We start from the raw sequence: 16,388 nt of genomic DNA on the forward strand, positions 1-16,388 counted from the left end.
GGTGCCCTTTTCTGAACTGCTGAGCACCGTGGTTGATAATCGCGGACGAACTTGCCCCACAGTCGCGAGCGGAATCAAGCTAATTGCGACGAACTGCATCAGTAACGAGATGCTGCACCCTCGCTATGAAAAGGTTCGCTACGTCTCTCAGGAGACATACGACAACTGGTTTCGCGGGCACCCTCGACCGGGAGATCTGATCTTCGTCTGTAAGGGATCGCCCGGGCGGGTAGCTATCGCTCCGAACCCCGTGGATTTCTGTATCGCTCAGGATATGGTCGCGGTTCGGGCGGATCGCTCCAAGATCCACCCACTCTACCTGTTTGCGGCCCTGAGGTCGCCCGTAGTGCAGGAGCGGATCCAGTCCCTGCAGGTCGGAACGATGATTCCTCACTTCAAGAAAGGCGACTTCGGCAAACTTAATATTCCGGTACCAGATCGTGACAGTCAGGCCGGAATCGGTAGCTTTTACTATGCAATGTCCAGCAAGATTGCGGTCAATGAGCGGATCGCGGCCAGAGCTGACGAACTGTCCGCCGAGCTCTTCCGGCAAGCCGTGTTGAAGACTCCGGATCAGTTTACTGAGCAGGCTCTGTCGGACACAGCAGACTTCATCAACGGCCGTGCCTTCACGAAGGACGCCACAGGCACTGGGCGCATGGTTGTTCGGATCGCGGAGATCAACAGCGGTCCTGGTAGTTCGACGGTGTACAACGACATTGATGTGCCGGAGAAGCACCTGGCACGACCAGGAGATGTTCTCTTTGCCTGGTCCGGTTCACTGACAGTCTCCCGTTGGTTCCACCCCGAGGCAATTATCAACCAGCACATCTTTAAGTGCGTGCCGAAGAACGGTTTCCCGCAGTGGCTGGTGAGTCAGCTGGTGCACCGAAAGATCGATGAGTTTCGAGCAATCGCCGCTGACAAGGCGACGACTATGGGCCACATTCAGCGCAGGGACCTGGATGAACCAGTGCTTGTGCCGACGTCAGAGGCCGTCTCCTCATTCGGCGCGCGGATGAGCTCTCTCTGGACCCGAGCTCTGCTTGCCGAGCAGGAGTCCCTGACCCTCGCCACCCTCCGCGACGCCCTCCTCCCCCAACTCATGTTCGGCCGCCTACGCGTCAAGGACGCCGAGAAGATTGTCGAGGAGCAGGTATGACGTACCCCGACGACGACGAGCGCCACCGCCCCCACGAGTCCGACTGGGAGCTCCTCGCCCTTGATGAACTCGGCGAACTCGCCTGGAAGCACACTCCCGGCAACGAGTTCGCCCCCGGCTCCGGCCACCGCAAGTCGTGGGACGACCTGATCCTGTACCCGGACCTCACCGAGGCGATCGAGCGGCTCAACCCCGCTCTCCCCCCGGATGCCGTCCGCGATGCCGTCGCCGCCGCAGCGACCCCGGCGTCGCAGGACACGTACGAGGAGAACCGCACCGCCCACGGCTACCTCACGGCCGGCATCCGCTCCGTCACGTACACCGACGCCTTCGGAGCCGAGCACAACCCGACCATCCGCCTGGTCGACCTGGACGAGCCCGACGCAAACGTCTATCGCGCCGTCAACCAGGTCACAGTCATCGACGGCGAGAAGAACCGCCGCTTCGACGTCGTCCTTTACGTCAACGGCCTGCCCCTCGCCGTCCTGGAGCTGAAGCGCGCCGGCGACGAGGACGCCACCCTCCAGACGGCGCACTCACAGATCACCCGGTACGTCGAGGAGTTCCCGACCGCTTTCCGCTACAACTCGGTCGTCCTGCTCTCCGACGGCATCACGGCGAAGTACGGCACGCCCTTCACCCCGTACGAGCACTTCGCGCCGTGGAACACGGACGAGTTCGGCGCCCGCGTCGACCCGCTCGACGCCGAGGGGATATGGGACTCGGGTCAGAACTTGGCCGTGGACGGCCTCTTCACCCAGCCGCGTTTCCTCTCCCTCATCAAGTCCTTCATCAACTTTGTCCCCTCGAAGCGGATGAAGCGCATCGCCAAACCTCACCAGTTCCACGCCGGGACCCGTGCAGCGGAGGCCGTCCGTGAGGCCTCGGCGAGCGACGGGAAGGCCGGCGTGGTCTGGCACACCCAGGGGTCGGGCAAGTCCGAGGAGATGGTCCTGGCCACCACCATGGTGATGAAGGACCCAGCGCTGCTTAACCCGACGGTTGTCGTCATCACCGACCGCACGGACCTCGACGACCAGCTGTACTCGACGTTCCTCGAGAGCGAGATCCTCCCGGAGGCACCGAAGCAGGTCCTCACCCGGGCCGAGCTGCGCGAACAGCTCGCCGCCAAGCGGGTCGGCGGCATCCTCTTCACCACGCTGCAGAAGTTCGGCCGCACCAAGGAGGAGAAGGACTCCGGCGCAGACCACCCGCTGCTCTCTGACCGCCGTAACATCGTGGTCGTGGTCGACGAGGCGCACCGCAGCCACTACGACTCTCTCGACGGATACGCCCGCCACCTGCGCGACGCGCTCCCGCACGCCACGCTGCTCGCCTTCACCGGCACCCCGATCTCCGAGGCCGACCGCAACACCCGCGAGGTGTTCGGCGATTACATCGACGTCTACGACCTCAAGCGGGCCGCCGACGACGGCGCCACCGTCAAGGTCTTCCACGAGAGCCGCGTCATCCAGCTCGTGCTGGACGAGGACGTCGACCCGACGAAGATCGACGAGGAGGCCGACCGCATCACCGACGGCCTCGACGACACCGAGCGCCGCCGGGTCGAGCAGGCCGTCGCGACGATGAACGCGATGTACGGCGCGCCCGCCCGCGTGCGAGACCTCGCCGCCGACCTCGTCGAGCACTGGGAGGGGCGGCGCGAGCGGATGCAACCGTTCGTCGGCGTCTCCGAGACGGGCGGCGCGGCCGGCAAGGCGATGGTCGTGTGCGCGACCCGGGAAATCTGCGTTCGCGTCTACGACGCCTTGCGCGAGCTGAGACCCGAGTGGCACAGCGACGAGGTCGACAAGGGCGCCATGAAGATCGTCTTCTCCTCGAACTCGCGCAAGGACAAGGACCACCTCCTGGCCCACGCCCTGAGCGACAGCCGGCGCAAGACGGTTATCAACCGTGCCAAGGACCCGGACGACGAGCTCGAGCTGCTCATCGTCAACAACATGCTGCTGACCGGCTTCGACGCCCCGCCGATCCACACGATGTACCTGGACCGGCCGCTGAAGGGCGCCAACCTGATGCAGGCCCTGGCCCGCGTCAATCGCCGCTTCCGGGCCAAGGAGGACGGTCTCCTCGTTGGGTACGCGCCGCTGACCGAGAACCTCCAGCGCGCTATCGCCGAGTACACCGAGGCCGACCAGCAGGACCGCACTCTCGGTCAGGACCTTGACCGGGCGCTGGACGAGCTGCGCAACGAGTACGACATCCTCGCCGACATCCTGCGCGGCTTCGACTGGCGCCAGCGGTTGGAGATGCCGTCGAAGACGGCGTTCATCGACGCCGCGATCAAGGCCGCGAACTACCTGCGTGACCCGCGCACGGCCGGTAACAACCCGGACAAGCTCGACGACCCCCGCCAGACGCTCGGCCGTCGCTTCCGCGAGCACGCCCACCGCCTGGAGCGCTTCTACGCGCTGTCCGCCAGCGCCAAGAACATCGGTGAGCGCTTCCCGGACCACGCGGCCTGGCGGCGGGACGTCCAGTTCTTCGTCGAGGTCCGCGCCTACATGGCGAAGTACGACGCGATGGACCGTGAGGCCCGCGGGCTGCCCGTCGCCCGCGACGTCGAGTTGTACCTCTCGCAGCTGACGTCCTCGGTCGTCGAGACCAGCGGCGTGACGGACCTGTTCGCCGAGGCCGGCCTGGAGGCCGCCGACCTGACGCATCTGAACGATGCTCTCGTCGCGCAGCTGCAGAACAGTGAGACCCCGCACCTGGCGGCCGAAGCGTTGCGGCGGCTCATCGAGCGGAAGATGCGCGAGGTGACGCGGCACAACGTCGTCCGGCGCACCACGTTCTCCGAGCGGCTGCAGGACCTGATGGTCCGCTACATGCGGCAGCAGTACACGAGCGCCGAGCTCATCGCCAAGCTCGTCGAGATGGCGAAGGAGGTCATGGACGACGCCCGTCGCGGCGAGAAGTTCGAGCCGCCGCTGGATTGGCGGGAGCTCGCCTTCTACGACGCCCTGGCCGACCACGGCACGGCGCAGTCGGTGATGGGTGACGACGTACTGGCTGGTGTAGCCCGCGAGCTGGTCGCGGAGGTCCGCAGCAAGCTGAAGCCGGACTGGATCGCGCGTGAGCCGGTGCGCGCCCGCCTGCGCAGCGCCATCAAGCGTCTCCTGGCCCGCCGCAACTACCCGCCGGACCAGGCCCCGGAGGCCATCAACCTGGTCCTCAAGCAGATGGAGCACTTTGCCAACGAATGGTCCACGAAGGAAGTGAAGGGGGACTGAGCCACAGTTCCGTTGCCGTGCCGGCTGGAATCATGTGGTTCTACGCTCAACGCGATAGCTCCCGGCTGCACGGTGGCGGACCTGCTGTAATCCGAGAATTGGAGTGCCCTGCTGCTATGGCACGGTTCGATGCGGACCAGCTGCTTCTGCAGGGCGCTCAGTAGGTGTCAGCGCGGTCAAAGGGGGGGCATGGACGGCGTAAGACTGACCCGCACGTGTTTGAAGTGCCGCAACTTTGTCGAGGTCGACCAGGACGGCCGCGTGGCCGCCCACAACGGGCCGCTGAGTCGTCTCCATTGCAATGCCTCTGGTCAGCTCGCCTCACTCGTGTCGGTCCAGTGGGGGCCTGGGCCTCGACATAGCCGCACGATTGCCAGCGGCCGCAAAGAACGCAGGCGTGATCGACGGAAGAAGGCCGAGTACCTCAAGCCGCCGGAGTGGATGCCGCGCTATCAGGGTGCCCACGTGGCGTCGATCGGCTTGCCCGCCAAGGGATGGTTAGGTGTCTGGTTCCCAGCTCACACCATGTGGGAGCACGAGCGGAAGCTCTACAGCTGGCTCGGAAGCGATCGGTCGTTCCGTTGGGACGGCCGCCAGGGATGTTGGACAGTTGCCAGCGATCACTTCCCCCGAGTAAGCAGTGAGCTGCTCAAGAGGTACCCGGGCGTGCTGATCGGCCGGGAGTTCAACCCGAATGAAAGGTGCAACTCGTCCTGTCAGAATGCACGGGGCTTCCTGTGCACCTGCTCCTGCCGTGCCAAGAACCACGGCCACGGGAAGTGGCGCAGCGGGTGGAAGACTCTGGGCGAGTTCAAAGATCAGCGCGACGGAAGACCGTGGCACTGGACGGCCGTTGCCGTTGCAAGCTGATCGCCTCGGCACACTCCCTCGGGCAGAAGGCCTGCACAGCCACAGGGCCCCCGCGTCCCGCTCCTCCGGCAGAAATTCTTGCCTGCATGGCTGCCCCGGCGAAAGCGACCACCGTGAGTCGGCGGCGGTCCAGTCGTCTCTTCACCGCAGTTCAGCGCGGGACCCGCCTCGGACGTGAGGGGCGGGTCAGTGTTCGGTGGTGAAGGCAGCCTCCTGCGCGAGCTTGTTGGCCGGCCTCACGCGACGGCTGTCCTGGTACAGGTGGAAGACAAAGGCCTCTGCCTTGTTGGCGAAGTCCGCCGCGGGCCGCGTGATACGGCCGTTGACGAGGACAACCAACCGTTTCCCCTCGACCGCCGCGTCGGCATAGAGCTGCTTGATGTCGGCGGTTCCCAGGTCCTTGGACCGCTCCCACCATGCGACGTGGACTCCGTCCGAGCTGAATGGTGAGCCCTCGGAGGACGACAGTTCCAGGTCGGCGAACCCCATCGACCGGAGCTGGGCCGCGACTTCCGTGACCAGGACGTGGGGGCTGGGTGAGACCACTTCCTCACTGAAGAGGGTGAGTCCTTCTGAGTCGTTCTTCCCATGTGTCTCGATCTTGGTAACCGCTTCCGGGCAGGGAACGAGGGCAAATGAGTTGTCCATGAGTTCCTCGATCACGTCCGCCAGGCGGGTCGGATCGCCGTAGGTCAGCGAAGTCCCAGGTGTGAAGCTCGCTTGACCGTGGATGAGGCTGTTGAGATCAAGGCGCCACTGGACGCCGTGCTCGAAGTCATGGATGTCAACCATCCACCCGAGGGTGGGTTTGCAGGAGACACGGATCGTCCGAGGGCCACTCCGGGCAATGAGGAAGTCGCCCTCCTGCCGCCGAAGACTACGAGCTTCCCATCCCTTCGACGCCTCGTTGGCCCGCAGCCTGTTGTTCGCCACGACCTGGGCGACGGGGATGCCCCGCCCGACCAACGCATCCGCTAGGCGGACGATCTGGCACATCTCCGGCTCGTCCCACTTCCAGGGGCTCGCCTCCTCGCGTCTGTCCCTCCAAGCGGCGATGCGCTCGTGGAAAGCGTCAGCCAGGACGCCCTCGCCCGTTTGTGGATCCCAGATGCGAGGAGAACCCCCGTCGGCAGGACCGTATATGAGCCAGAACAAGTGGTAGTCGTAGGGGCGACCGAACCTCGTCATCCAGAGCAGAGTCTTCGTGCCGTCGTCCCCGGTGACGGTGAGGGCCGCGGCGCGATGCTCTCCGATCGGCTCCTGCATTCGCAGCCGGTCGTTCAAGTCGGGATGCCTGTCGCGGACCGCTGACTCGACGCGCTGGTAGGCGAAGAAGGTTCCCATCGCAGATGACATGTCACCCCACGGAATCTGCATGAACGTCATCAGTCCGAACCCCTACGCCTGTGGTCAGAGCAAGCCTCGGTGATCACGCTAGCGCGAAATCCGGCTCGGCTGCCCTTGCGTACGAAGAGGATGGCGCCCTCCCCTGCTCACGTGTACGGAACCGCCCGGCAGCCGAGTTGGGGCCGACCGGCCCCGTGAGCGCCAGACGGCCACGCGCACCGATGGATCACGCGAACCAGCTTGGCCACCCGCCACTTGACCATGTTGCAAGTACAGGCAGCGCGGAGGGAGGGGGCGGAGACCTGCAGCGCCATCGAGACGAGTGACCGCCCTCCGCAGCGCACGGGACTGACGACCGGTTGTGGGCAGGGAGAGTGCAGGGCGCAACCCGTGCGGCTTCATGCACCTTGCCGGCAACTAGGCGGGTGGCACTCGGATAGTCCCAGCTCCGCGAGGGCTTGGCTCGCGAGGCCGAAGGACTGGTTGCGGGGGCCGTGCGGGACGGACACGGCGGACTCGAAGCCCCGTTGTGCAGCCAGGGCTCTGGGCCCCACCAGGCCGGCCAGCCGGTAATGGCGCCACAGGGGTACGGCCTTCGCCGCGTCGACGATGACGAGATCCGGTCGGCGCCAGATGGCCAGGGCCCAGCGCTCGCCATCGGGACCACCAGTGGCCCAAGCCCCCACCAGGGATTCTTCCTCGGCGGCGCCGATCGCTTCCAGGGCCACGAGTGCGGGGTTACTGAAACGTCCGACGGCGTGCAGCATGAGCCGCCCGTGGCGGTGCACGTCGCGGCCTCTTTCGGCGAGGGCCGAGACCGCGTCGTCGAGAGGATCGCCCTGAACGACGTCGCCCGCCACGGAAAGCACGTTCTCCGGGGCCACCGTGAGACCGAAGGCGTTGCCCAGCAGGGACGCGTACTCGGCGACGTGGGCGGCATCCGCTGCGGGAAGGAGGTGGCCTACCGCTGCGGAGGTCTCGTTGAAGATGAGGGTCTCCGATGTCACCTCGTAACGGGGAGCGCAACTCCGGAGCACGGCGAGGGCGACTGCGGCGAGACTTCCGACCTCCGGCTCGATCCGGGTGGGAACATCCCGTCCGTCCATGGCGCGCACCGCACCGGCCAGCAAGGGCAGCCAGCGGGTATCGGTCGGCGGCCACGCGCCCGCAGCCACGGTCCAGAGGGTCAGGCGCACCGCGAGCATCCGCTCAAGCGGTGTTTTCTGGGGTTTCGGGGTGACGAGGTCTTCGACCCAGCGCTGGTACTTGCGGCAGATGACCTTTCCGGCCTGTCGGAGATCGGGAACCAGCAGCGAACCCTGAGCTCTGTCGAGTGGTTCGGTGTCCTGCTCCGCCGCCACCGACTCGGCGTCGTCCTCGTCGAGGCCCGCCTCGATGTCGTCGGTGAACCGCTCGTCCCAGGTCACCATCAACAGGTCCTGAAAGGGCTCTTCCACACCGGCGGGCAGCGGGAGGCCGAGCGCGAAACGCACGAGCGGCGTTCCGATACGTCCGGCGCACTCGTCCAGGTAGCGCTCCCAGCCCTCCTCGTCGTCCGGTGTCCGCGTCGGGACTGTCGTACTCGGAGTACTCGTGACCGCAGGGGCCGTCGTCGATGCCGACTGCAGTACCGTACGCAAGGATTCCAGGTCGCTCAGGAAACGGTCCGCGAGCCGAATGTCCGTGAACAGGTCCAGCGGCTGCGCACTGGGGACCTGGGACGGGGCCGGGGCTGACCGACGCAGGACGCGTTCCACATCGACTACGAAGACGATGTTGCCGAAGTTCGGGACACCCGAATCGTCGACGGTCACCAGACGTACGCGGCTGCCCCCGTCCGCCAAGACCGGCACGGTGGTCGTGGCCTGCCCCGGGGCGAGGTCCGAGATGCGCTCCCACTGCTCCGGCGGCGCCTCGGCTGCCGACAGCTCCACATGGCTGATGACGGGCAGCGGCCGAGCGAGACTGATCTCAAGTCCGTCGGCCACGCGGACGGCACCGAGCAGGAGCGGTCCGCTGCGGGTCTGCGGGCGGGGCAGGGACGCCGCCGCACGCAGCCGCGCGACCGGCTCTTCCGTACCGTCGGGGAGGAGCGAGGCGGAGCTGGGGGTGATGATCCCGAGCTCGCAGTTGCCGCCCTGGCCCTGCTGGAGCAGTAGGGCGGCAGAGGAGAGGTTCGGGCTGCCTGTCAGGGCCCAGCGCCGCCCTTCCGCCACCCACTCGACGAGTTTGCCGTGGCGGTATCGCTGCCCGTCGTCAACGATGATCCGGCCGCCGTACTGCTGGACCAGCCCGGCGACCGACTGTCCGTCGAGATCGGTGAGGCCGGGCTGGTAGGCGAGGGTGAACCGGCTCGGACGGAGGCGTTCGAGCAGGTGCCCCAGGGCCCGGCCCTGCCGGTCGTGGAACGGTGCGAAGACGGCCAACTCGTCGACCGGCCCGTTGGGCAGTTGGCTGAGTATGGGCGAGTGGAGGCTGCTGACGACACGCGTCTCCCGGTCTACTGGGGTCCTGTCACCGTGGAGTCGTTCCAGCAGGGCTGCGACCCTTCGCAGGGCCTGGGGGACGTGGGCCGAGAACTTCACCTCTTCGGGCAGGTCACGTAACCACGCTGCCAGTTCCAGGACCGCGGCCGGACTCCGGTCGTCAAGTACGCGCAGCACCGTCCACAACTCGGCGTTGCTCTGCCAGCCGGCCAGAGTGGTGTTGCCCGAGCCGAGCGCGATGGTGGCGTGCTCCTGCCCGGCCAGGACCACCACCTTCGGGTGGAACGCGGGTCCACCCGCGTGTGCGAGCCCTGCCAGGTAGCTGCGCCCTGCTCGACGGACGGCTCTGGGATCAGACCTCGCCATGCCGACGTCCCCGACCACGGTGACACGAGCCCCCGTCGACTGGGTGACGCCGAGGGCCACCTCCTCGAAGAAACCGAAGTCCGCGGTGAAGCTCAAGAACAGTGCTTCTTCGAGACTCTGACCGACGTTTCGGGTCTCATCGAGAACGAGCGTGAGCGGCGATGCAATCGTGGACGACGGCTCGGTACTCGGGACCGGTCCGGTGTCAGGCAACGAGTTCCTCCCCCCTGGCGGTCACCGACCAACGCTGTTTGCAGCGGTGCAGCACGCCACAGGTCGCCAGGACGGTGCCCAGTTGGTCCAGGCGTAGGCCCACGTCGCCGCGGCCCTCCTGGCTGGTCCTGTACAGCAGGCCGCTCCGTTCGTGCAGACGTGTGGGCAGCCAGAGCGAACCGTCGGGACGGCGCCGAGCCTTGGCCAGCGCGATGCGCTGGGACCGCGCCACCATGTCGTGGACCAGTCGGCGTGCCGTGTCACGCAGAGGGGCGGAGCGGGCTTCCTCCAGTCTCCGCCCGACCCATTCCGGTCCGAGCTCGATACCGCGCTGCCCGAGGAACGCGTCCCGGACCCGCCCCGAGAGCTCATCCACGCGGCGTGCTCCGACGGCCAGCACGCGCAGTTCGTTGAGAGGCAAGGGTGTGTCCGCTCCCCGAAGGCAGAGCTCGGCCGGCAGCGGCGCTCCGGTCGTGCTTTGCGTCGCAGGAAGGGACGACAGGAACTCGTCCACGGTCTGTGGCGGTAGTTGTTCGGCAAAGCGGTCGGCCAGTTCCTCGGTCGTGATCATCCCTTCGACGTGCTCGACGAGCCAGGACCACAGACGGCGCCAGGCACCGACGGAGTAGTTCCGCAGGGCCACCCCCCGCCACACGGGCGCCGCGTCGACGCCCCTGGTCACGCAGTCCGTGGCCAAGAAATCGCCGAATGCCAGCACACGGCCGACGTCCCGGGTGAAGCGCACGACCGGGTGTTGGGAGACGATCCGTACCATCAATTGGATCGTTTCCCGTCGAGCCCTCGACCGCGGGTCGACACCAGATGCGTCCGGCCCGCACATGAGGTCGGCCAGCCAAAGTCCGTCAGCGTGCTCACCACCGGCACATACGCACAACTTCGCGCCCAGCGAGGCCAGGTCGCCAACGTGCAGCGTGTCCTCTGTGGCCAGCTCGAGCAATTCGCCCAGGCCAGAGCGTACCGCCGACGCGTCGAGTCGGGTTCCGGGCAGGGGCATCCTTCCGGGGCTGAGGATGCCCAAGGCGGTTTCGGACCCTGCGTACGGCCCCCAAAAGCCCCAGGGGTTGCCCACGTACCCTTCCTTGCCCACAGCCGCAGACTCAGCCATCGAAATTGCACCGGAGCGGAGCCTCTGGGACAGGGCATCGACCCCGTGAGCACGTGGCATCCATTCCAGGCCCTGGGGATGGTGGGCGAAAGACACGGCGGCGAGGGCGACCTCGGATCGGCGGAGCAGCTCCTGAGCTGCTGGAGCAGACAGCCCCGCTGCGTCGGCGTGTGCCGCGACCAAGCCGTGAAGGGCGTAGTACCGCGCATGGGGTGTCACCGCAGTGACACCGGGTACCAAGTGATCAACCATGCGCATGACGTGCCGCTCCACCGAAAGCGGGTATCGGCCCGCGGCGACATCCAGGCCCGAACTGCTCCACGCCGGGCCCCCCACCGCTCTAGGGGCAGACTCTGCCGCTGGTGGGGCCGCCACCGACTCAGGCATGGAACCTCGATGAGCCCGAGGGGCGCTTGGCACCGCACACGACGATCGACTCCCTGCGGTCGACGGCCGGGAAGCATCGGGTCACCCGGTCCGTCGCGAAATCCCCTCGCACGCTCCGCCCCCAATTACCGTTCAGTTAGTCGTGATCGCGGGCCGCCATTCTTACGCATCTTCCGTGCGTAATAACGGTCCTTGCCCATTAATCTGGCGCAATGGAACCCGAGTTCGTGGGGTTCTAGCTACCGTGATCCGGTCCGGCTGTGTATCGGTCCAGCCGGACCGTACGGGTAGAGGCTGAGCCGGGTGTGGTCCAGCACAACGCTTCGTAGCCAATGCGTCTCCGCGCTCCGGACGAGCCTGCGGCCACAAGTGCTGCTGCCGATGTTCCGGTGAGCCCCGTGTGCACCACCGTGAGGGATGGTGACGAACTCCGCGGTGCTGGAGTTGGTGCACGTATGAGAGATGGAGTGTGCCGATGAGGTGTTCCTGCGCCGATGCGCCGTCGGCGTTCGGATCTGACGGACCGGATCCGATGCACCGTTGCTACTTCACATCTTTCGCCAGGACGGCGACGGCGACCTTGCCCACCACCGTCGTCAGGACGTAGTTGGTCGAGCTACTGAAAGCGACACCGACGCCGGCTGGTATCGCCTTAGCCATCGCCTTCTGGGTGAAAGTGATGGACACCCGCTTGAACAACTGCTTGATCGTGATCAAGGCTGGCCCTTTCAGGTACTGGTAGACCAACTTCTCGGCGATCTTCAGTACCGCTGCCTTGCCACCCTTCGCCGCCATCTGTTCTGCCGAACCAGCCAACGCGAGTACGAAGGCGAGGTGCTTCTTGTCCTCACTGCTCAGCTCGGTCTCGTACACCTCAACCAGGCACATGCACATGTCGATCTGGAGCTTGAGTGTCGCGGCGATATCAGTGACACCACCGCCCAGGACTGCGACCGCGGTCCCGACCGCCGGAATCACGCTCGGGGCTGCGGTGACCGCCCCGGCGGCTGCCGAAAGTTTGGCGTACCGGCCAATGATCTTGGCGGCGATCCGGCGCTTGTCCTCCAGGCTCTCGGGCTCCCGCTTGAACTTGGCCTCGAAAGTCGCTCGGTAACCACCCACTAGCTTGGTGGCCGACTCCGGTGTGATGGCGATCGTCTCGACGGCCTTCTGGAGCCGAGACGGTTCGAGCTCGTCCGCTGCGTGGTTCGTCATTTGCCCCCAGATCCGCTGCACCTCACGAAGAGGACAACGTGCTCTGCGCACAGCCTTGTGTGCACAGAGCCAATGACACGTACAGCCGCTTCCCGCGCTCGACTCCGCAAGTTCGGTCTCGCGGTGGGCCAGATCAGTGAGGAGGTCCTCACGCGACGCGGACCCCGGGCCGGGCGGCACAAGCACAGATACTGCCCGACCCGCAAGCAACATGTCACATGGTCAGGAAAGTTGCAGAAAACCGACCTCGCGCATGCTCTCCTTCGTGAGGCCATGGCCTGAGCAGTCACCGAGCCGGGTCCGGGCACAAACTGACAGCGGGCGGACCGAACTACATCTCGGCGGACATCCCCGTACGGGGTCTGGCAGTCGCTCGACGGCGTACACGATGCTGATTTCTGCAGCCCGTCCGCGTCCCCACACGGGACGACGGCAAGATGCGGGCCACTGCATGCACTTTGCAATCAGCGTGAACCGCCCACCGCATGAGACGTTGGTTGCGCGGCCTGTTCCTCCTGCGAGCGGGACGGTCACCGTCTGACCGGGATCTCGGCGTGTGGGCTCCTACTTGTGTGAAAGTCAGACTGACGGGCCGCCGGGAAGCGCGGCGATCCGCGTCGGAACGGGCCGGGGGTTGGGATGCGGACATGCCGCGGGGGCCTCAGGCGTGGAGGCAGGCTCCCGCGGTCTGGCGACGTGTCCATCCTCAATTACGGGATGTGCGCCGACTCAGGCGCTGCGGCTCCATACTTCGAGGGCGGGACGCATGGCCGCCTCATCGTTCGTCGGGTAGGGCGGGAGGACATCACCCCGCTCGGGGTTCAGGCCGGTGATGGGACTTTTCCTGCTGGCGGCCAGGTACTGCTCGATCCCCTTGACGTTGTGGACCACGAAGGCCAGGCCCGAGACCACACGCCAGTGATGGCATAGCTACTGCTCGGCGAAGGCAGCTTCCTCGGCAAGAGTGTTCCCTGGGTAGAGACGACTGCTGTCGCGGTAAAGGTGGAAGACGAAGGCTCCGGCCTTGTCCGCGAAGACCACCGCAAGTCGACTGACCCCTCCCTGGGCAAGGACCACAAGTTGCTTGCCGTCCACTGCCGCATCGGCGTAGAGCTGCTTGATGTCGGAGAGTTCCAGCAGGACGGAGAGATCACCGACCGCTTCCAGCCCAGCCCTCTTCGCCCCCGTCACAGTGGCCTGGCTGCGATTAGTGGGAACCCGCAGCACACGGACACCGGCACGTCCGAGTTGGCTGGCCACCGCCGCCCCCATACTGCCGGGGTGCAGAACGCCTACCGTCACGTCTGATCTGGTCACGCGGTGCTCCTCTTTGGTTCACGGGCCACCAGCAGGTCGATTGCAAGGCGGGCCTCGGGGGACCTGACGATCGGGCTCGGGCAGCTCCTCGGCCATGTGACGCCACGGCTGATCCACACCGTACGAAGGCCGACGGCTTGGCCGCCTCCGATGTCATTCACCGGGTTGTCACCGACCATCCACGCTTCGACGACGTCGTCACGGCCGCCACAGCGGCGAACCGCTTCGAGGAACATGGCCGGCTCCGGCTTGCGCGCCCCTACTTCCCCGGAGATACAGACGGCGTCCGTGCGGTCGGCGACACCGCTTGCGTGCAACTTGGCCCACTGAATGTCCGTGGCCCCGTTCGTCGCTATCCCGATCCGCCACCCCAAGGCCCGTAGCCTTTCCAGGCCCATCAATACATCGGGGTGGCAGGTTACCGTCGCAGCGATGGCCGCGCAGTAGCTGTCCCACAGCACACTGGCCGACTCGACGAGGTGGAACCGGCCTCGGATCTCCGCGAAGTGAGCTGGTGAGGCGCGCTCTGCGAGCTGACTGATGAGCCAGATCTCGTCCTCGGGACGAAGGCCGAAGCGCGCCCGGAAGGCGGCTGCCCAGTCGGTCAGCGCCAGTCGCCGGTCCACCAGGGTGTTGTCGAGGTCGAAGAGCACCAAAGGCTGCACGACGGGTGACTCTACTGCGCGCGTGTAGTCAACACCCGGTATAAACGTACCGCTTCGACGGCCCCGCCCCGTACCAAGAGCGCATCCGCGAAGGCCACCCCGACGACCTGGTCCGGGTGCACTTGCCCGACCTGTCCCACATTCCCCAGTTACACCGACGCGGCTTGGCGCCTGTGGGTCACCGTCGGCCAAATCACTTGATGATCTTGACTACTTGGCCGGCACCTACAGTGCGGCTTCCCTCACGGATGGCGAACTTGAGGCCCTCCTCTATGGCGACGGGTTGGATGAGGTTGACCGTCATGGTGGTGTTGTCGCCCGGCATGACCATCTCGGTGCCCTCGGGGAGGGTCACAACGCCGGTCACGTCCGTGGTACGGAAGTAGAACTGCGGGCGGTAGTTGTTGAAGATGGGGGTGTGACGACCACCCTCGTCCTTCGACAGGATGTAGGCCTGGGCCTCGAACTCGGTGTGCGGCGTGACCGAACCGGGCTTGATGATGACCTGGCCGCGCTCGACGTCCTCAGGCGTGACATCGCGGAGAAGGAGGCCGACGTTCTCACCGGCCTGGCCTTCGTCGAGCAGCTTGCGGAACGCCTCGATGCCGGTGACCGTGGTGGTGGTCTTCTCCTGCTTGATGCCTACGATGTCGACGGTCTCGTTGACCTTGAGGACACCACGCTCGATACGACCGGTGACGACGGTGCCACGACCGGTGATCGTGAAGACGTCCTCGATCGGCATCAGGAACGGCTTGTCGACGTCACGCTCGGGCGTCGGGATGGCCTCGTCAACGGCAGCCATCAGTGTCAGGACCGACTCCCCCCAGCGGAGGTCGCCCTCGAGGGCCTTGAGCGCCGAGACCTTGACGACGGGAACGTCTTCGCCCGGGAAGTCGTACTCGGAAAGGAGCTCGCGGACCTCGAGTTCGACGAGCTCCAGGATCTCCTCGTCGTCCACCATGTCGGCCTTGTTCAGGGCGACAACGATGTAGGGAACGCCAACCTGCCGCGCCAGCAGTATGTGCTCCTTGGTCTGCGGCATCGGGCCGTTGGTGGCGGCGACCACGAGGATGGCGCCGTCCATCTGCGCCGCACCCGTGATCATGTTCTTGATGTAGTCCGCGTGACCGGGGCAGTCGACGTGCGCGTAGTGACGCGACTCGGTCTGGTACTCGACGTGCGCAGCGGAGATGGAAATACCGCGTCGATGCTCCTGGGGCGCCTTGTCAAGCTGCTTGACCGTCGCCACGTTGTCGTTCAGATCCGGGTACGCGTAGTGCAGCACCTGGGTGATAGCTGCCGTGAGCGTGGTTTTGCCGTGGCCAATGTGGCCGATGGTGCCGATGCTGACGTGCGGCTTCGTCCGCTCAAACCTCGCCTTCGGTACCTGGGTATGAGGTGCGATCTCCAGCGCCGATTCCGAGGCTAGAGCGCGCCCGGGGGCATAGCTCAAGGTGTCAGAAATTTCGCTTTCGACCAAAGTGCGGGGCCAAAGCTCGGCATGCGCTGGAACGGCGTTCGTGGCAGTTGGGAAGGGCATCGGATTATTGGGGTCCACACCCCAGAAGGTGGTTAGGACTGAGCGAGTTGTGGCCCTGAGGTATGGGGCGAGGAAACCTCTGGCTCTCGCACAGGCTTTATCATCGTCCGGCAACAGGTGTAGGCCGTCGCCAAGCATTCGCAAGCCCCCGCTTAGGGCCGGAAGACCGAGCCTCAGGGCCTCCAGCAACGCATAGCGCACTTTCCCTTTCGGAGGTTTGCGCTGTTGAAGCAGGGCCCAGGCACGGATGGTGTGAGCGTCGGGTGATGGGCAGGCATCAGCCAGACCGTCAGCCCACGCCAACGCCTGTTCCGAGCCAATGCGGAGGAGGTAGTAGCCAATCGCTATCTCCAGTATCGGCTCGGATCCAACTGGCTGACCCGCCAGTTGTTGTGCTTCGCCTGCGACCGAGCGGGCTGCGGGTAGGTCGCCGGCCT

General features: G+C 65.8%; 10 protein-coding genes. 2 read left to right on the forward strand and 8 right to left on the reverse strand.

The genetic code is table 11. The features are described from left to right. The first annotated feature begins 1 nt into the window (after position 1). Both OG729_RS22930 and OG729_RS22935 read left to right on the forward strand, forming a co-directional pair. On the forward strand, positions 2-1,162 hold the full coding sequence (locus OG729_RS22930) for a restriction endonuclease subunit S (RefSeq protein ID WP_405807913.1): 1,161 nt from the start codon (positions 2-4) through the stop codon (positions 1,160-1,162). Next, positions 1,159-4,416, forward strand: coding sequence for a type I restriction endonuclease subunit R (locus tag OG729_RS22935; protein WP_405807914.1), 3,258 nt, complete (start codon positions 1,159-1,161; stop codon positions 4,414-4,416). Before OG729_RS22930 ends, OG729_RS22935 begins: the two co-directional genes overlap by 4 nt. Before the next feature lie 1,056 nt (positions 4,417-5,472). Here the strand turns inward: OG729_RS22935 and OG729_RS22940 are convergent. From OG729_RS22940 to tuf, 8 genes are all read right to left on the reverse strand, one after another. Then, positions 5,473-6,672: a hypothetical protein gene (locus tag OG729_RS22940; RefSeq protein ID WP_405807915.1), complete on the reverse strand. Its 1,200-nt coding sequence runs from the start codon at positions 6,670-6,672 to the stop codon at positions 5,473-5,475. A gap of 359 nt (positions 6,673-7,031) precedes the next feature. Then, positions 7,032-9,581: a hypothetical protein gene (locus OG729_RS22945; RefSeq protein ID WP_405807916.1), complete on the reverse strand. Its 2,550-nt coding sequence runs from the start codon at positions 9,579-9,581 to the stop codon at positions 7,032-7,034. 109 nt (positions 9,582-9,690) lie between these two features. Further along, positions 9,691-10,473 carry a hypothetical protein gene (locus OG729_RS22950; RefSeq protein ID WP_405807917.1) on the reverse strand — a complete coding sequence of 261 codons (783 nt, stop codon included), beginning with the start codon at positions 10,471-10,473 and terminating at the stop codon, positions 9,691-9,693. Positions 10,474-11,754: 1,281 nt separating this feature from the next. Beyond that, positions 11,755-12,447, reverse strand: coding sequence for a hypothetical protein (locus OG729_RS22955; RefSeq protein ID WP_405807918.1), 693 nt, complete (start codon positions 12,445-12,447; stop codon positions 11,755-11,757). Between the two features lie 708 nt (positions 12,448-13,155). After that, entirely contained in the window at positions 13,156-13,338 is a 183-nt protein-coding gene (locus tag OG729_RS22960; RefSeq protein ID WP_405807919.1) for a hypothetical protein, read from the reverse strand. A gap of 18 nt (positions 13,339-13,356) precedes the next feature. Further along, complete coding sequence (locus OG729_RS22965; protein ID WP_405807920.1) at positions 13,357-13,743, reverse strand: hypothetical protein; 387 nt, start codon at positions 13,741-13,743, stop codon at positions 13,357-13,359. Beyond that, the gene (locus OG729_RS22970; RefSeq protein ID WP_405807921.1) at positions 13,740-14,408 is read right to left on the reverse strand and encodes an HAD family hydrolase; all 669 of its coding nucleotides are present in this window, start codon (positions 14,406-14,408) and stop codon (positions 13,740-13,742) included. Before OG729_RS22970 ends, OG729_RS22965 begins: the two co-directional genes overlap by 4 nt. Before the next feature lie 193 nt (positions 14,409-14,601). Beyond that, positions 14,602-15,816 carry an elongation factor Tu gene (gene tuf / locus OG729_RS22975; RefSeq protein WP_405811241.1) on the reverse strand — a complete coding sequence of 405 codons (1,215 nt, stop codon included), beginning with the start codon at positions 15,814-15,816 and terminating at the stop codon, positions 14,602-14,604. Positions 15,817-16,388 lie beyond the last annotated feature (572 nt).

It is taken from the genome of Streptomyces sp. NBC_00210, from assembly GCF_045160975.1.
Taxonomy (GTDB): Bacteria; Actinomycetota; Actinomycetes; order Streptomycetales; family Streptomycetaceae; genus Streptomyces.